This window comes from Paenibacillus thalictri, assembly GCF_004307995.1.
Taxonomy (GTDB): Bacteria; Bacillota; Bacilli; order Paenibacillales; family NBRC-103111; genus Paenibacillus_AF; species Paenibacillus_AF thalictri.
In genome coordinates, this window is the sequence record NZ_SIRE01000008.1 from 1 (window position 1) to 16549 (window position 16549).

Here is a 16549-nt window from a genome sequence, read left to right on the forward strand (position 1 = left end):
CGCTTCAAGCAGAGCATGCAAGCCTTGCGCTCATGAAAAAATTAACCACATAGCTGTGGTTTTCATTTTGCCCGGGTGGTCAACTTTTTGATTAGCGCAGTGGTCAACTTTTTCATTGACATTCACAGGGATAACCGTATTTCACGAAGAACCAGGGATAATAAGGATTATTATTGCTATTTTAATAATTATTGGATTTATGGCTCTAGTAGTGATAGGCATCTTTATTCAGTAAGTGAACTCAAAGCAGTCAGTAGCACCAGGTAACATCATACTCAACACTTCGGTTCATGAAGGAACTCTGGTCCGCCTGGAGGTAAATCGAGGAAGGGGCGAAGCCACCCGATTGCTAATGCGACCTTATGCCTCTCAGATTCGTGAGTACAAAAGGCGTTATCAGAAATTCATGCAGTACTATAATAACCTGAAGAGAGGGAACATTTTTGGGAGTAGTAGGAGTTTTAAAGCACGTCGAAACAAGTAAATTGGAAGAATTAATTAAAAACGATGAAATTATAAATGACTACATCTACGGAGATACGGAAGAATTGGATTCACTTTATCTCGACAAGTCTTGGCACGCTGTCCATTTTATATTACATGGTGCGGCGTGGGGTTAATAAAGAATTATTGAAAGCTATTCGATGCAAGAGCTTCCAATGACACCTTATTCAAGTTTGCGGGCCCAACGGCTCTTGTCCTGCCCGAGGCCATTTCAGAGTCGCCTTAAGGTTCTCGGATTTGTAGAAGAAGTTAAAGGAAATGGCTGCAATAAAATATTATTAAAGACTTACTTGGAGGTTATTCATGGGAGTAGATTGGTACAACATGATCGCCAGAAGAAATGGCGGTTATAAAAGCAATGCCACATTTACAGTTGAGGGAATCTCGTCCGAGGACATTTTCGAAGAAGAGTTGATTAAATTACTAGCAGAAAACCGTTTTGTATTGGATGCTGGTTGTGGTCACGGTGACTTTACGTTAAAGATGGCAAGATTTGCTGAATCGATAATTGGATTTGATAATTCAATTGAAATGATCAATATTGCTGAAAGTTTACTACAAGAAAGTAAGATAAATAATGTAATGTTCAAATATGCGACTACGAAGGAACAGCTGCCTTTTTCTGACGAACAATTTGATTTAATTTATGACAGAAGAGGACCGACCTCAATTTTAAACCACAGCAGGATTCTGCGGTCGGGTGGAATCGTCTTTGGAATTCACTCAGGTGCATTAGATAAAGTGAAAGAACGTTTACATAATAATGGATTTATAAATATTGAGATTAGTGAGTATAACGAGGCAACGGTATATTTTCCTAACGAGAACGAGTTTGCAAAGTTCATATCTGGAACACCAGGGAATCCGGACTACACATTGGCTGAATATGAAGAAGAATTGAAATTGAAAATAGAAGAAAATCTTATCAACGGAAGATTAGGGATGAAAGAGTACAGATATATTTGGAAGGCTATTAAACCCTAACACGAGATCATTCGAAGAAGGCCAAGAGATGTTAACTCAGCAGACAACACCTTCATTGGCTAAGATCATCGAACCAGCCGTTGCGTAGCTTAAGCCAGTGAGAATTCACGAATTCCTGAGACATTACCTGAAACCATCGCTGCCAAGAAAGAAGTGATAAAAATTAGATGAGGACCTTTGTTTACTTTGTAAGACACGCTGAATCCCCATACATTGAAGGAATGGAAAGAAGCAGAGGCCTATCAGATAGAGGAAAGTCAGACGCGCTAAAGGTAAAATGGATTCTAGATAGCGAACACATAGATGTTTTTATTTCAAGCCCGTATGAGAGGGCTATTCAAACGATTAAGGAGTCTGCTGGTTTAAATGATATTTTGATATTGGAAGATCTGAGAGAAAGAACAATTGGTGATATTCAGAAAGTTGGTTTTAAGGAAGCCAAATTGAAAGTGTACAAAGAAAAGGAATATTCATTTCCCGACGGCGAATCAAGTGCCAAGGCACAAGAAAGAGCAGTAACACAAATAAACAATATGTTAGACGTGCATGCCGGCAAAAAAATTGTCGTTGGCACTCATGGAGATATCATGACGTTGATTATAAATTATTTTGACAATAGGTTTGATTTTGATTTTTGGGAATCAACCTCGATGCCGGACATATATAAATTAGAATTTAAAGGTCGGGAATTAATAAAAGTAGTTAGAATGTGGGCAGAGTAATTCGAAGAAACTGCCATGAGAATTTCGGGTTCGTGAATATATCAACGGTATGGGTTCATAGCAGGCTTGTCTTTGGGAGGAAGTATGCATACAAATATTTACTTTGTTAGGCACGGTGAATCTCCTAAAACAGAAGGAAATGAGCGCACGCGAGGATTGACCGAGAATGGATTTGTAGACGCTCTGCACATAGCTGAATTGTTGAAAAACGAAGGGATAGACTCGATCATTTCAGGTCCTTATCAGAGGACAATGTTTACAATCGAAGGACTGGCAAGACATTAAATAAAGAAGTAGTTGTTGAGGAAATTTTTTAAAGGAGTTTTGTTATGTATGCTCAAAGAAATCTTGAAACTAGAGATCTGGAATCCATTTGTTTAATGCCGCAATCGGAAGAAGAGTTGTTTTATATGAGTCCGAGGTTTGTTCATCCTTTAACACCGGAACAAATTTTAAATATAATAAAAGATAGATTCGAACCTACTGTCATCGTCGTTCAGAAAACGGATGAGGTGGTGGCTTATGCTAATATTTATAAAGATGACTCAGAAGAAAGTAGTTTCTGGCTTGGCAACGTTATTGTTTCTCCCAGTTATAGAGGCAAAGGCGCGGCCCAATATCTACTAGATGTAATGCTCGATAAAGCTAAGCTTAATTTAAAAATCAAGGAAATAAGATTAGCCTGTCATAACACGAATTCCAGAGGATTAGCGTTTTATTCTAAGTATGGCTTTAAACCATTTGATGTGAAAATGACGAGTACAGATGCTAAGAAGTATATAACCATACATATGATTAAAGAACTCCATCTGAGGTATGAAGAAAGTGAGCAGTTCCGTTGAAGAAATATATAGAAATTGGTATAGGCAACACTTGGCTTGTTCGAACGGAAATTGAACATGAAGATGGCACAGAACGGGAAATAAAAGGAATGATAAGACCGTTCCGGCTAAAATCGGTATATTTTAGAGTTTGGATCGGAAAGAAGGTTATGGTAATTGATCTGAGAGAAGGAATCAAACTTCAAGCCAAGAATAGGAATAAATTCAAAATAATCATTGGATTTTACGGATCTTGATGCTGAATGGTTAAGGTTATCCATCATATTGGGAGGGATGTTATTGAAACGGCTTGTCATCCTGACGGTAGGTAAAACCCATAGCGGGAAAACAACATTCGCCAAAACGTTAGAACAGCAGCTAACAAATTGTGTTGTGATTGATCAAGACAATCATGCTGATTTTATAAATGCACACTATATGTCTTTACGCCCCACACACGGGCCAAATACGCTTAAATATGCCGTCACGAATACAATTGTTGATTACGCCGTACAGAAAACGGATTTTCACCTCATACTTTGTAATTCAAATCGTGATGCGAAAAGCCGACTGAAAACGCTTGCTTATTTTCGTGAACATGGCTTCGAGAGTGTTTTGGTACATTTTGATATACCGGATGATGTTCTTCAAGAACGGGTGTCAAAAAGCCAGCGCAGCAAATCTATTTTTCGAACTGCTGCGAATTTTAACGAAGTGCTTCAGCGGCAGACGGAGGAATCTTCAAAAGGAATTATTTCCGATCCTGTGGAAGGTGAAGCGAATTACTTATTTGTAATAAAGGATTCTGGCGAAGTTCAAGCAGTCATCCAAAGTATAGTTGCTTTGAGTATGCGGGGTTATGAGTTTGGTGAGCTTCAATGCGATATGAGTAAGAGGTGCAGGGATGAACAAGCAAATAACGATTAGATGGGCGACACAAGACGATAGCGAGGACCTGATACATCTTAATGATCTGTTTAATGGCGTGCGCATGGAGTTAAATGAGGTAAAAGAAAGCTTGCGCACTTCAAGCGAACTGGTCGCTTTAGCTTTTTTAGACCATCGTGCGGTTGGTTTTGCTTGCGCTCAATATTTTAAGTCTTTTTGCTACCCCGATTTGTATGCGGAAATAACGGAAATGTATGTTAGTGAACATGCAAGAAGAAGGGGCATTGCCAGTTTATTACTGGGATTTATTGAAGAAGAATTACGTGAAAAAGGTGTTAAAAACGTGAAGCTGCTTACTGGACTCAAAAACGAGACGGCTCTGAAAACGTACGCAGCAAACGGCTATATCATACGAGATGATGCGGTCATGAAAAAGAAGTTATCCAATCATTCATAAAGGAGCAGATGACGTGGCCCCTCCCAAACATTTTGTCTCGGCAGCTGCCATTGTTCTCAATGATAAAAACGAGATTTTACTCATTAGAGGTCCCGAAAGAGGCTGGGAAATGCCGGGCGGTCAAGTTGAAGAAGGAGAATCTTTAACTCAAGCGGCGATCCGGGAAACCAAAGAGGAATCCGGAGTCGATATAGAAATCATTCGATTTTGCGGGATTTACCAAAATGTAAAGGACTCGATTTGCAATACGTTGTTTCTTGCGAAGTGGATTGGTGGAGAACCCGTTCCCACAAATGAAAGTTTGGAATCCGGATTTTTTCCAATAGGCCAAGCGCTGGACATGGTGACTTTCATGAATTTCAGAGAGCGGATCGAAACCTGTTTAAAGCCGGATCAAGTTCCGGATTTTGTTGAATTTTAGAATACACCTGCGGATGAAATCTTCTCCGGCTCTTCGATTGCTGTGAGCGATGCGGTAGGGGCACAAAGACAAAGTTACGGAAAATATGTTGAAAGCAGGACTATTAAGATGATTATTTATGATGAATCGGATATTACGATTCGTACCTTGGAAGTGAAAGATCAAGTGACGTTGGTCAAGTGGCTGAACGATCCATTGGTTTTGAGTTATTACGAAGGGCGAGATCGGGCCCATGACATAAAGATGGTTGTTGCACATTTTTATCAAGAAGAGGATCAAGCGGTGAGATGTATCGTTGAATTAAAAAACAAACCCATCGGTTATATTCAGTATTATGAACTGGATGAGCAAGCAAAACAGGAATACGGGTACGGCGACAATAACGATAAGATATATGGAACGGATCAGTTTATTGGAGAAACCCATTATTGGAATCAAGGAATTGGCAAGACGTTAATCAAAACGATGTTGCATTATTTGCGAGATGAATTAAAAGCGAACCGTGTAGTGATGGACCCGCAGCAGTGGAATATTCGGGCGATCACTTGTTATGAACGATGCGGGTTCAAGAAAATCAAGGAATTACCGAAACATGAAAAACATGAAGGTGAATTAAGAGATTGTTGGTTAATGGAATATTCAGGGTAAAATGGGCTCCAACTTTGTATTCGGAAAATGTTAGAACAAAAATATCTTTACTCTAGTTCAATTCTTTAGTATAATTTTCACCAATAATTCGAAATGCGATGAAGAGAAAAGTAAATAAATGCATTCTTCCACAGAGAGCTCCGGCCGCTGAAAAGGAGCGAAGAATGATTTATTGAAGAAAGCCTCTGAGCAGTACATCGGAACCTTCAAGGGGATGGTGTAACAGGAGCTCCTGTTACAGAGCTAGAGTATAACCATCTATTCATCAGATTAGATGACGTACTCGAAGAGGCAGGTATGGCGACATATTTGCGAATCCGGGTGGTACCACGAGCATACAAATCTCGTCCCTGAGACTTCATTGTCTTGGGGGTGAGATTTTTTTATTTGTACAAGATCGGTATTTTGGAATCGATTAGTATACCACACGAGGAGTGAGCAATATGTCAAGATTAAGAGCGGCCGTTGTAGGAGCAACGGGAATGGCCGGACAACAGTTTGTGCAAGCATTATCCAATCATCCGAATTTTGAAGTGGTCATCATGGTGACTTCCCGAACGGTGAAAAACTATAAAGAAGCTTTGTTGGAATCAAACGGATCGTCGAGGTGGACGCAAAACACGCCGGTGCCGGAAGATATGCTGGAAGTGCCGGTTGTATCTTCCAAGGAGTTCCGTCCCGACTCGGTGGATGTGATTTTTACGGCGATCGAATCCGATCTGGCCAAAGAGCTGGAGCCTTGGTTTGCCCAAACGACTCCGACGTTCTCCACGGCATCGGCATTCCGTTACTTTGACGATACTCCGCTGCTCATTACCGGGGTTAACGACGATCATATGGAATTAATCCGCAAGCAGCAGCAAGAGCGCGGCTGGAAAGGTTTTGTTCTGCCGGTTCCGAATTGTACGGTTACAGGACTGGCGATCACTCTAAAACCGCTCCACGAACGATTCGGCATTCAAAATGTACTGATGGTCTCCATGCAGTCGCTCAGCGGTGCGGGAAGAAGCCCCGGCGTCCGTTCCTTGGATATTCTGGACAACATTATTCCTTATATTCCGAATGAAGAGGGCAAGGTCAGAAAAGAGCTGTTAAAAATACTCGGCGAATATTCTCCGCAAGGCATCACCCCGGCGGAGATCAACGTGAACTGCATATGCACAAGAGCAAACGTTTTGGACGGACATACGGAATCCGTGTTTGTCGGTCTGAAGCAGCAAGCCAGTTTAGCCGAAATGAAAGAAGCCATCGAAACCTACACGCCTGCGGACAACTTCTATAAGCTCCATTCGGCTCCCGAACGGATGATTCATATTTTTGACGACCCTTACCGGCCGCAGCCTCGTTTGGACCGCGAGCTCGGAGGCGGCATGACGACAAGCATGGGCAGGCTGGAAGAAGAACCTGTGCTAGGCGGGCTCAAATATGTGCTGGTCTCCCACAACACGAAGATGGGAGCGGGAAAAGGCGCGGTTCTGCTTGCGGAATCCATGTTAGCGCGGGGTCTATTGCAATAAGCAGGTACAATCTAAGAAATTTCGGGAGCAATCAGCGACCAAACGAATGAGTTGCATTTATAAAGGCCACTGAAAAAGCGGCGGAGTGAGCGAAATCATGCTGGAGAAGCGTCAGCTTCACTTTTTTAATAGCCTCGCATTTGTGGCGCAATATCCCAATTGTTGTAATTATGAAGCGGTTATGATAAAATACCTTTACATTGACGATTGGAGCTGAAAACGATAATGTAATTTTTTCTTGCAGATGAGATGAATGAATAAAGCGGCTAAGCGGTAGGTTTCGCTTGTTTTATTCGTTATATGCAAGAAAGTTACTTTATCTTTTCGCTCAAACGGTATATCCTGGTCTGACTCTGATATGGGTTGGATTTGTTATATTTATTTGAGCTACAAGAAAGTAACTTTCTTGTAGCTTTTATATTTATACGGGAGGTTACAAGCCATGTCTTTAATTAATGTGAGCAATCTGACTTTTGCCTATGACGGCAGTTACGATAATGTTTTTGAGGATGTCAATTTTCAAATCGATACCGAATGGAAATTGGGGTTTACGGGGCGCAACGGCAGGGGGAAAACAACGTTTCTTAACTTGCTGCTCGGGAAGTACGATTACCGCGGCACTATTTCCGCCAAGGTGACCTTTGACTATTTCCCTTTTTATGTCGAAAATAAAGCACAAAATACAATCGATGTCATCAGCGACATCGTTCCCGACTACCTTCATTGGGAACTGATGCGTGAGCTCAATATGCTAAAGGTGTCTGATGACGTATTGTACCGGCCTTTCGATTCACTCTCGAATGGAGAGCAGACGAAAGTGCTGCTTGCCGCTTTATTTCTAAAGGAAAACAGCTTTTTGTTAATTGACGAACCGACCAATCACCTTGACATGAACGCCAGAAAACTGGTCGGCAAATATCTTAGCGGCAAATCGGGATTTATACTGGTATCTCACGACAGGGCGTTTCTCGATCAGTGCGTGGACCATATCCTCTCGATCAATAAAACCGATATCGAGATCCAGAAAGGCAATTTCTCCGAGTGGTGGGAAAACAAAAAACGGCAGGATCATTATGAGCTTGCCGAAAATGAAAAGCTGAAAGGCGATATTAAACGCCTGTCGGAAGCGGCCAAACGAACGAACAACTGGTCTCATGAAGTAGAAAAAACCAAAAATGGCACAAGAAATTCCGGCTCCAAGGTAGACAAAGGATATGTCGGCCATAAAGCAGCTAAAATGATGAAGCGTTCCAAATCGATCGAGCAAAGACAACATAACGCCATTGAAGAAACGTCCAAACTTCTGAAAAACATCGAAACCTCGGAAAGCCTTAAAATCGCACAGCTGGCTTATCATAAAAAGCAGCTTGTCGAGCTGGAACATGTATCAATTACGTACGGCGAAAAGAAGGTATGCGAGGATCTCAGCTTTACTATTGAGCAAGGAGACCGAATCGCGCTTGCAGGCAAAAACGGATCCGGCAAATCAAGCATCATCAAGCTGATATGCGGAGAGGATATCGGTTACACCGGGACATTCCGGAGAGGAAGCCAGCTGCAAATTTCTTATGTTTCGCAGGACACTTCGCATCTGCAGGGCAATTTAACCGATTATGCCAGAAACAACGGGATTGATGAAAGCTTGTTTAAAGCGATTTTAAGAAAACTCGATTTTTCCAGAGTTCAATTTGAAAAGGACATTTCCGCTTATAGCGGCGGGCAAAAAAAGAAAGTGCTGATCGCCAAAAGTTTAAGTGAGCAAGCGCATTTGCATGTTTGGGACGAACCGCTTAATTTTATCGATGTCATTTCGCGAATTCAAATCGAAGAGCTGCTGCTTGAATATCAGCCGACGCTGCTTTTTGTGGAGCACGATAGCGAGTTTTGCAAACATATTGCCACACAAGTTGTTGAACTTTAATGTCCATATGAGGTGAAAGAAAATGGAACTGACTTTTCGTGAAGTAAAAACAGAGGCCGACGTGTTGTCCTTGGTGCAGCTGGCATCCGAGATTTGGAACGAATATTTTACCGCCATTATCTCCAAGGAACAAATCGACTATATGCTGGCCAAGTTTCAATCGATTGAGGCTGTTACGGATCAAACCCGTAATCAAGGGTATGAGTATTACTTTATGGCCGTGAATGGCCGGAACGTAGGGTATATGGGGGTCAAACAAGAAGATGGCAAGCTTTTCTTAAGCAAATTTTATATCCAAAAAGAACATCGGGGTTTTGGTTATGCAAGCAAGGCCATGGAATTTTTGGTTCAATTGTGCGAGAAGAGAAAGTTAAGCGCGATCTGGCTTACCGTGAACCGCTACAATGACTCCACCGTCGCGGTATATGAGAAAAAAGGATTTAGGACCGTACGCACACAGGTGGCGGATATAGGAAATGGTTTTGTTATGGACGATTATGTCATGGAAAAAGCGATTGAATTGAACTAATAGATGGATGAAAAAGCATTTTTTTCCGTATCATTATAAAGAGGAGTTTGCGTGTGAAGGCACATCCATTTTGTCCTAAAAAGGAGCTGTGGAAGACATGAAAGAAACAATTGACAAGGTTGTTTCGCTTGGCTTGGGGATTGTTATGGCCGGCAAGGAGCAGATTGAAAAAACAGTCGAAGATTTGGTGACGAAAGGTGAAGTGAACCGTTCCGAATCCAAAGCGCTGACAGATGAGCTGATCAAAAAGGGCGCGGAGACGCGGGAGCAAATCGAAGCGATGGCGAGGGAGCGCGTGCATGCCATCCTAGAAAGCATGCATCTGGCTACCAAGGAGGATATCGAGCGCATCGAGCGACGGTTGGATGCTTTGGAACGCAGCAGGGAACGTGAGTAAACCTATCGAAGACGAGTGAGGAGGCGGCCCATGAGCGCAGGAAAACGAATCCGGCAGCTGCAGCGGTATCGCACGATCGCCGCGGCTTTTGCCCGCAACGGTCTGGGGTATGTTTCCGGAGAAATCGGACTGACCGAAAAACTGCAGTTTTTTCGGAGCGATGAGCGGAGAAGCGATCAGACTAAAAGCATCGGCGAGCGTATCCGTTTGCTGCTGGAGGAGCTTGGTCCGACCTTTGTCAAGCTGGGTCAGCTTGCAAGCACTCGTCCGGATCTGATCCCGGGGGCTATTTTAGCGGAGCTGGAGCGGCTTCAGGATAATGTCCCCGCATTTTCGTACCGGGAAGCGTCCGACATCATTGAGCAGGAGCTGGGCGAAACGATCGAAAGCCTCTTTCTGCAGTTTGATGAAATACCTCTTGCAGCCGCTTCGATCGGGCAAGTTTACCGCGCCGTACTGAAAGACGGCACCCCCGTTGCCGTCAAGGTGCAGCGTCCTCATATTCGCATGGTGATCGAAACCGATCTGGACATTCTGAACGATTGGGCCCGATTGGCGGAAAATGGGCTGGAATGGGCGAGCAATTACCGGCTGCGGGATATCGTGGACGAATTGGGCAAAGCGCTGCGCGCCGAACTGGACTATACGACGGAAGCGCGCAACGCCGAAAAATTCGCAGACCAGTGCAAGACGTGGAGAAATGTCCGTGTGCCCAAGGTACATTGGGATTACTGCACTAGCAAAGTGTTGACGATGGATTTTGTCGAAGGGATCAAATTGTCCGATCATGAGCAGCTTGACCGCACTGGTTTGGACCGCAAACTGCTCGCCGAACAGTTTGCCAAAACCATTTTGAACCAGGTGCTTGTCGAAGGTTTCTTTCATGGCGATCCGCATCCGGGCAATGTGCTGGCGCTTACGGACGGCAGTCTTGTGCTGCTTGATTTCGGCATGGTCGGCCGGTTGACACCGGGAATGAAAAAGCACTTTGCTTCGTTTGTGATCGCTTTGCAAAAGAAAAGCTCCAAAGGCATTATTCGCGCGATTTCCAATATGGGCATTGTACCCGATGAAACGGATATCGAATTGCTGTACGCGGATGTCGAGGAAATGCGCGAAACTTATTATAAGGTGCCGCTCCATCAAGTGAGTATCGGGCAGGCCATCCGAGATTTGTTCGCTTTAGCGCTGCGGCACCGGATTCGAATGCCGTCGGAATTGACTTTATTGGGAAAAACGCTGCTGACGATGGAGGGGGTAGTGTCCGCTCTTGATCCGACATTCAGCGTTTTTGATGTGGCCGAGCCGTTCGGGAGAAAATTGCTTCTGGAACGGTTCAGCCCGCTGGAAATGGTAAAGATGTGGATGGAGGACCTGCCTGACTATGTGGATTTGCTGAAAGAAATTCCCCTTGGCTTAAAGCAGTTGTCATCGGTCATGAGGAAAGGGCAGTTTCGGATAGAAGTTTCCGTGCCTCAGCTGGATGAACTGATGAAAAAAATGGACCGGATCACCAACCGCTTGTCATTGAGCATCGTGCTGCTCTCGCTGAGCATTATGATGGTCGGTCTGATTATCGGCTCGGCAATAAGCCATTCCCAATCCATGCTGTGGCGTATTCCTGTCATTGAGATCGGGTTTATTGCCGCGATACTGATGTTTTTGTGGCTCCTTTATTTGATTGTACGTTCCGGCCGCTTCTAGCTGCGGCCCTGCTCTTGCAACTGCCCCGATTCGCGTCTTCTCCAGCTTATCATCACCAGGCACAATGCGATAACCATGAGAACGATTCCCAGCGTTTGAAACCCCGCGGTGCTGAACTTGTCGCCCATAATGACGCTAAGCAGCAGGGAAGCGAGAATGGTTCCAAAGTATCTCGAGGTCATAAATAAACCGGATGAGACACCGATCATTTCTTTGGGCGAGCTTTTAAATAAAGCGGCCTGCATGCCGACATTATTAAACCCGCTGCCGAAACCAAACACGGCTAATGCCAGGCACAGGCCGATTAACGACGAAGCCGAGTCCATCGTCACAACCCATATCGAACCAAAAGTCAGTAGTACGGCGGATACTAGCAGCACCGGGCGGGGACCCGATTTATCAATCCATCTTCCCGCAATCGGCGACGCGATCAGTGAGCACAGACCTAAGCTTAACATGAGCATGCCGGTATGCAGCTCGCTGATATGGCGCACCATCTGCAGGTAGGAGGGAAGCCCGAAAAAAAGCGAATAAAAAAGCATATTAACAAGTATGAACTCGACATTGACCCACGTTAACGCAGGATATTTGGCAAAGGTGCGCAAAGGGATAAAAGGGGACGCCGCCTTCAGTTCATGCCTGACGAAAGCGATCAGAATGACAAGTCCGAACAGTATGGCTACGGCATGGCTTGACGAGATGTGCCCGGAAGATTTGGCTGAAAGCAGCCCGACAAGCAGGGCAATAAGTCCTGCTGCAAAAAGCAGGATCCCCGGCGCATCGATGAATCGCCACCATGTACGCAAGGACATGCCGTTTGCCGCGGCCGCCGGCGGTTCATCACGGGGAATGGTTCTATAAGCCAATATAAAGCTTGCCACTGCAAATGGAATATTGACGAGAAAGATCGCTTGCCAGTCCCACCAGTGAATCAGTATGCCGCCGACAAACGGGCCAAGAGCCGCCGCTCCCGATAAAAATATGGCCAGAACGGAAAGTGCGGTCGCTTGTTTCTCCGTAACATGGATACGTATGATGGCCATTCCGATCGCAACCATCATGCTGGTGCCGATGGATTGCATGATGCGGAACACGATAAGCCAGCCAAAACTTGGTGATAGCGGCGCCAATAACGATGCGATAAAAGCGACAACAAGTCCGGCAAGAAATATGTTCCTACGTCCGAATAAATCGCCGGCTTTTCCCATGACGGGCTGGGCAATAGCGCTTGCAATGTAAAATGCAAATATAATCCAGGATACGGCGGTATATTCGAGATTGTATACATGCTGCAAATTGGCTATTGCCACGGCAATCATCGAAGAGTTCAGCGGATTAAGCAATATGCCAAGTCCAATGGAAATCATCAGCCACCTGCTGTTAGGTTTCATATGTTTATCCCCCAAAAGTGTATTGATGACATCGTACTTGAAATCTTATATTTATTCCAACGCATTTTATGCTATGATTTTATTGATTTAAAGGAATGAATGGGGGCGCATAAGGAAATGGAACTGCTTCAGCTGCAATATTTTCTCGAAGTAGCCCGACTGGAGCATGTAACCGAAGCGGCACGAAGCTTGCACGTTACTCAATCGTCGCTTAGCAAGACGATACAGCGTCTGGAGGAGGATTTGGGAGTCCCATTGTTCGACCGGGTCGGGAGAAAACTGCGTTTAAACGAGTTCGGAAGCAGATTTCTGCGCCGGGCGGAAAGGGCGCTGTTTGAATTGGAGCAGGGGAAGCAGGAACTTTGCGATTTGTCCAGGCCGGAGCACGTCGCTCTTGAATTGGCGGTCACTACCGCAAGCGCGCTGCCCCATATCCTTCGTGAATTTCGAAAAAAACAGCCCAACATCCATTTTCATGTGCAGATGGTGAGCATGCAAGAAATGGTAACGCTGCTTCATAGGGGAGAGGTCGATTTTTGCTTGTCTTCGCCCCCTGTACAAGGAGATGACATCGAATGCCAAATCGTGTTTGTCGATCCCATCGTTCTCGCCGTTCCGGCAGGACATCGGCTGGCGGCACGAAACCGCGTGTCGCTCTCCGATCTTAAGGACGAATGGTTTGTTGGCGTGAAGTTAGGTTTCGGTGCTCGTGATTTTGTGGATGCCGCATGCCGGGCGGCTGGATTTGAACCGAGATATGTGTATGAGGGAGATGAACCTGCAAGGCTGATTCCCCTTGTCGAAGCAGAGGTAGGCATCGCTTTTGTACCAAGCACCGCAAAGGATTCACGGGAACAGGTCAAATACCTTCAACTCGAAAACCACAAATTGGTGCGTGAAATTGCTCTAATATGGCATCGAAGCCGTTACATTTCACGGGCGGCACATGAATTCCGCGAGGTTGTCATCGAATATTTCGGGGCGAAATCTAGTGAGACAAATCCGATAAAATAGTTTTATCGATGTTTTCACTTCCCGGTGCCATAGACATTGTTTACTATTAAAACAAAAAGATAACGCGAGAGTGAATAAAATGGACGCTAATCCGATTATTGCCGATATAATTAACCATCTAAAACAAATCAGCGGAGTGCGTGCGTTAGTTCTAGGCGGCTCCAGAGCCAGAGGAAACGATACACCCGAATCGGACATTGATATTGGCATTTATTACGACTCCGGCACGGGCTTGGACATATCCGGGCTTCGCCAGGCGGCCGCGGAAATGGATGACGAACATCGGGACGACCTGGTGACCGAACTTGGCGGCTGGGGACCGTGGATTAACGGCGGCGGCTGGTTGAAGGTGAGCGGAAAGCCGGTCGATCTGTTATTTCGTGACCTCGGCAAAGTGTCGAAGGTAATGGATCAATGCACCGCCGGAGAGATCACGATAGACTATCAGCCCGGGCATCCGCATGGATTTGTGAACTCGATTTATTTTGCCGAGATTGCGTTGTGCAAGGTGCTGTGGGATCCTTCGGGCATAATCGGTGAGCTGAAAACCCGAACCGTACCCTATTCGTCAGCGATGCAAAAATCGACTATCCAAACATTTTTCTGGGAGGCGGCATTTTCTCTAGACATCGGCCATAAAGGCGTCTACAAAAAAGATATATCTTATGTTGCCGGGTGCTGCTTTAGGGCGATATCCTGCTTGAATCAGGCATTGTTTGCCCTCAACGAAACGTACTGGATGAACGAAAAAGGCGCTGTCGCCATTGCCGGTTCGTTTCCCTTGGCGCCAAGCGGCTACTCGCAAAAAGTAAATAACATCTTTTCCTTGCTTACGGAAGAGCCGGACGGTTCAAGCCAAGCGCTAATGCTGCTGCGTGAGCTTATAGATGAGACCGGTCGTTTGTCGAAGTTATAGGGGGCTTATTTCGCGGAGGAGGTCGATGGGATGTATATCGTGGTAACAGATCATCGTGATCACTGGAAACAGCTGTTTAGCGAGGAGTCCCGGCGCATAAAACATATTTTCGGGAATGAGTTAATTGACATTCATCACATCGGCAGCACTGCGGTTCCAGGGCTCAAAGCCAAACCGATCATTGATATCATGCCGGTAGTCCGAAATATCGCTAAAGTCGATTCGTTTAACGATCAAATGGCAGGTCTTGGTTATGAATGTATGGGAGAGTTCGGCATGGAAGGAAGAAGGTATTTCCGCAAGGGCGGGGATCATCGTACTCATCAGGTGCACGTGTTTCAAGAGACTAATCGGGAGGATATTACCCGCCATTTGGCCGTAAGAGATTATCTCCGCATGCACCCCGATGAGGCAGATCGTTATGGGGACTTAAAAGCAAACCTCGCCAAACAGTTCCCCGAAAATGTGGAAGCTTATATGGACGGCAAAGACGCGTTTGTGAAAGAGATGGAGAAGAAGGCATTGCAATGGTACCAAACGGACCAAGAAAGTTAAATACAACAAGTGATAGCGGCACGGCTGCCGCGGCAGCTAAAGGAGATCCATCGTAATGAAATCTGACCGAATCAAAGTTCCTCCGGGATTTTGGGCGGGTCTGCAGCAGCTGGGAATTGCCCCTGACGACATAGCCCGTAAAGCGCGGCTGCCGCTCACCCTAATTACAGAATCGGCTGCCGTTACCGCATCCCAATATTTCGATATCTGGCAAGCCTATTCCGATCTCGTTGGTGATACAGCCAGCGCAATCATTAAACTTGTCACCGTTTTTGAGACGACGCAATACCCGCCGTCCGTCTTGGCGACCTATCATGCTCGTGACTATCGCGACGCTCTGAACCGAATGGCCCGGTACAAACAATTGTGTCCCCCGGAGAGCTTGCGTATAACCGAAGAGGGGGAACGCTTTACAATAGAATTGGAGTGGAGGGACTGTGAGCATTCCGGACCACCTGTGCTCGTTGGAACTACGCTGGCTTTTCTTCTTGAGCTTGGCCGCCGGGGCACAGGCCGGCCAATACCTGCACGGTCCGTGGAATTTGCTCATTCGATGGGCGATGTACAAGCTCTTGAAGCGTACTTCGGCTGTCCTATCCGGATTGGCGCAACCGCTAACCGGTTGACGCTGCACCGAAGCGATCTGGACCGCCCCTTTGTATCGTATAATAAAGAGCTGCTGGAGATTCTGACTCCCGTATTGGACCAAACATTAGATGAACATCGCAGCCGTTCAATTCCGGAGGTGGTCAAATGGATCTTGAAGCGCAGCTTATCCCGAGGCCGGCTTGATATCCGGGATGTGGCAAGTGAACTGGGCATGAGCGATCGTACCTTGCAGCGGCGACTTACCGAAGAAGGGGCCACTTTCAAGCAGCTGCTGACGCAAGCCCGGCATGAACAGGCGCGTGAATACTTGGCAAACCCCAAGCTTGAGATCAAAGAAGTGGCATTCTTAATCGGGTATGAAGACCAGAACTCGTTTTACCGCGCCTTCCGTCTTTGGGAAGGAGATACTCCGGCCCATTGGCGTTCCGAACATGTAAAGGCACATCCGCTGTCATAAAACACTGAACTTAGCTCCATCCATCACTTGGTATTCGCACTGCTCATTGTGGCTATCGTCGGTGTATTTACTTACCTTAATCTGCTGCCGGCGA

Annotated in this window: 19 protein-coding genes, 1 pseudogene and 1 other annotated feature; of the genes and pseudogenes, 19 read left to right on the forward strand and 1 reads right to left on the reverse strand. The window is 45.6% G+C overall.

Annotated features, from left to right (window positions below; all coding sequences use genetic code 11):
• Positions 1-443: 443 nt before the first annotated feature.
• The 15 genes and pseudogenes from EYB31_RS41510 (at position 444) to EYB31_RS11930 (ending at position 11513) form a co-directional block, all read left to right on the forward strand.
• Positions 444-620 carry a DUF1877 family protein gene (locus EYB31_RS41510; protein ID WP_131013551.1) on the forward strand — a complete coding sequence of 59 codons (177 nt, stop codon included), beginning with the start codon at positions 444-446 and terminating at the stop codon, positions 618-620.
• 187 nt (positions 621-807) lie between these two features.
• Positions 808-1488, forward strand: coding sequence for a class I SAM-dependent methyltransferase (locus tag EYB31_RS11865; RefSeq protein WP_131013552.1), 681 nt, complete (start codon positions 808-810; stop codon positions 1486-1488).
• 167 nt (positions 1489-1655) lie between these two features.
• Complete coding sequence (locus tag EYB31_RS11870; RefSeq protein WP_131013553.1) at positions 1656-2210, forward strand: histidine phosphatase family protein; 555 nt, start codon at positions 1656-1658, stop codon at positions 2208-2210.
• Between the two features lie 84 nt (positions 2211-2294).
• A pseudogene (locus tag EYB31_RS11875) lies at positions 2295-2489 on the forward strand (histidine phosphatase family protein); the annotation flags it as partial.
• A 50-nt stretch (positions 2490-2539) separates the two neighbouring features.
• A complete protein-coding gene (locus EYB31_RS11880) occupies positions 2540-3052 on the forward strand; it encodes a GNAT family N-acetyltransferase (protein ID WP_131013555.1) in 513 nt (170 codons plus the stop codon).
• Entirely contained in the window at positions 3049-3288 is a 240-nt protein-coding gene (locus EYB31_RS11885) for a DUF3977 family protein (protein ID WP_131013556.1), read from the forward strand. Before EYB31_RS11880 ends, EYB31_RS11885 begins: the two co-directional genes overlap by 4 nt.
• A 43-nt stretch (positions 3289-3331) precedes the next feature.
• Positions 3332-3958, forward strand: a complete 627-nt coding sequence (locus EYB31_RS11890) for an ATP-binding protein (protein WP_131013557.1) — start codon at positions 3332-3334, stop codon at positions 3956-3958.
• Entirely contained in the window at positions 3936-4376 is a 441-nt protein-coding gene (locus EYB31_RS11895; RefSeq protein WP_131013558.1) for a GNAT family N-acetyltransferase, read from the forward strand. The genes EYB31_RS11890 and EYB31_RS11895 overlap by 23 nt, the downstream gene beginning before the upstream one ends.
• Positions 4377-4389: 13 nt before the next feature.
• Positions 4390-4797 carry an NUDIX hydrolase gene (locus EYB31_RS11900; RefSeq protein ID WP_131013559.1) on the forward strand — a complete coding sequence of 136 codons (408 nt, stop codon included), beginning with the start codon at positions 4390-4392 and terminating at the stop codon, positions 4795-4797.
• A gap of 42 nt (positions 4798-4839) precedes the next feature.
• Complete coding sequence (locus EYB31_RS11905; RefSeq protein ID WP_338119934.1) at positions 4840-5445, forward strand: GNAT family N-acetyltransferase; 606 nt, start codon at positions 4840-4842, stop codon at positions 5443-5445.
• Positions 5446-5534: 89 nt separating this feature from the next.
• Positions 5535-5800, forward strand: a binding site (T-box leader).
• Between the two features lie 88 nt (positions 5801-5888).
• Positions 5889-6962 carry an aspartate-semialdehyde dehydrogenase gene (asd, locus tag EYB31_RS11910; protein WP_131013560.1) on the forward strand — a complete coding sequence of 358 codons (1074 nt, stop codon included), beginning with the start codon at positions 5889-5891 and terminating at the stop codon, positions 6960-6962.
• A gap of 442 nt (positions 6963-7404) precedes the next feature.
• Positions 7405-8883, forward strand: a complete 1479-nt coding sequence (locus EYB31_RS11915; RefSeq protein ID WP_131013561.1) for an Lsa family ABC-F type ribosomal protection protein — start codon at positions 7405-7407, stop codon at positions 8881-8883.
• 22 nt (positions 8884-8905) lie between these two features.
• Complete coding sequence (locus EYB31_RS11920) at positions 8906-9412, forward strand: GNAT family N-acetyltransferase (protein ID WP_131013562.1); 507 nt, start codon at positions 8906-8908, stop codon at positions 9410-9412.
• 97 nt (positions 9413-9509) lie between these two features.
• On the forward strand, positions 9510-9809 hold the full coding sequence (locus EYB31_RS11925) for a phasin family protein (RefSeq protein WP_131013563.1): 300 nt from the start codon (positions 9510-9512) through the stop codon (positions 9807-9809).
• Positions 9810-9839: 30 nt separating this feature from the next.
• Positions 9840-11513 (forward strand): ABC1 kinase family protein, encoded by a 1674-nt coding sequence (locus EYB31_RS11930; protein WP_131013564.1) that lies wholly within the window; start codon positions 9840-9842, stop codon positions 11511-11513.
• Here the strand turns inward: EYB31_RS11930 and EYB31_RS11935 are convergent.
• Entirely contained in the window at positions 11510-12904 is a 1395-nt protein-coding gene (locus EYB31_RS11935) for an MFS transporter (protein ID WP_131013565.1), read from the reverse strand. The genes EYB31_RS11930 and EYB31_RS11935 overlap by 4 nt on opposite strands.
• A 117-nt stretch (positions 12905-13021) precedes the next feature.
• On the opposite strand from EYB31_RS11935, the gene EYB31_RS11940 reads away from it, so the two are divergent.
• The 4 genes from EYB31_RS11940 to EYB31_RS11955 all read left to right on the forward strand — a co-directional run bounded on the left by EYB31_RS11940 (position 13022) and on the right by EYB31_RS11955 (position 16455).
• Positions 13022-13918, forward strand: a complete 897-nt coding sequence (locus EYB31_RS11940; protein WP_131013566.1) for a LysR family transcriptional regulator — start codon at positions 13022-13024, stop codon at positions 13916-13918.
• A gap of 79 nt (positions 13919-13997) precedes the next feature.
• Positions 13998-14834, forward strand: a complete 837-nt coding sequence (locus EYB31_RS11945) for a nucleotidyltransferase domain-containing protein (protein WP_131013567.1) — start codon at positions 13998-14000, stop codon at positions 14832-14834.
• Between the two features lie 30 nt (positions 14835-14864).
• Entirely contained in the window at positions 14865-15389 is a 525-nt protein-coding gene (locus EYB31_RS11950; protein ID WP_131013568.1) for a GrpB family protein, read from the forward strand.
• A gap of 55 nt (positions 15390-15444) precedes the next feature.
• Positions 15445-16455, forward strand: a complete 1011-nt coding sequence (locus tag EYB31_RS11955; protein WP_131013569.1) for a helix-turn-helix transcriptional regulator — start codon at positions 15445-15447, stop codon at positions 16453-16455.
• Positions 16456-16549: the final 94 nt, after the last annotated feature.

Coding starts and splice junctions, on each gene's coding strand:
- EYB31_RS11865 (WP_131013552.1), top strand. CDS start 808: ATGGGAGTAGATTGGTACAACATGATCGCCAGAAGAAATGGCGGTTAT.
- EYB31_RS11870 (WP_131013553.1), top strand. CDS start 1,656: ATGAGGACCTTTGTTTACTTTGTAAGACACGCTGAATCCCCATACATT.
- EYB31_RS11880 (WP_131013555.1), top strand. CDS start 2,540: ATGTATGCTCAAAGAAATCTTGAAACTAGAGATCTGGAATCCATTTGT.
- EYB31_RS11895 (WP_131013558.1), top strand. CDS start 3,936: ATGAACAAGCAAATAACGATTAGATGGGCGACACAAGACGATAGCGAG.
- asd (WP_131013560.1), top strand. CDS start 5,889: ATGTCAAGATTAAGAGCGGCCGTTGTAGGAGCAACGGGAATGGCCGGA.
- EYB31_RS11915 (WP_131013561.1), top strand. CDS start 7,405: ATGTCTTTAATTAATGTGAGCAATCTGACTTTTGCCTATGACGGCAGT.
- EYB31_RS11920 (WP_131013562.1), top strand. CDS start 8,906: ATGGAACTGACTTTTCGTGAAGTAAAAACAGAGGCCGACGTGTTGTCC.
- EYB31_RS11925 (WP_131013563.1), top strand. CDS start 9,510: ATGAAAGAAACAATTGACAAGGTTGTTTCGCTTGGCTTGGGGATTGTT.
- EYB31_RS11930 (WP_131013564.1), top strand. CDS start 9,840: ATGAGCGCAGGAAAACGAATCCGGCAGCTGCAGCGGTATCGCACGATC.
- EYB31_RS11935 (WP_131013565.1), bottom strand. CDS start 12,904: ATGAAACCTAACAGCAGGTGGCTGATGATTTCCATTGGACTTGGCATA.
- EYB31_RS11940 (WP_131013566.1), top strand. CDS start 13,022: ATGGAACTGCTTCAGCTGCAATATTTTCTCGAAGTAGCCCGACTGGAG.
- EYB31_RS11945 (WP_131013567.1), top strand. CDS start 13,998: ATGGACGCTAATCCGATTATTGCCGATATAATTAACCATCTAAAACAA.
- EYB31_RS11950 (WP_131013568.1), top strand. CDS start 14,865: ATGTATATCGTGGTAACAGATCATCGTGATCACTGGAAACAGCTGTTT.
- EYB31_RS11955 (WP_131013569.1), top strand. CDS start 15,445: ATGAAATCTGACCGAATCAAAGTTCCTCCGGGATTTTGGGCGGGTCTG.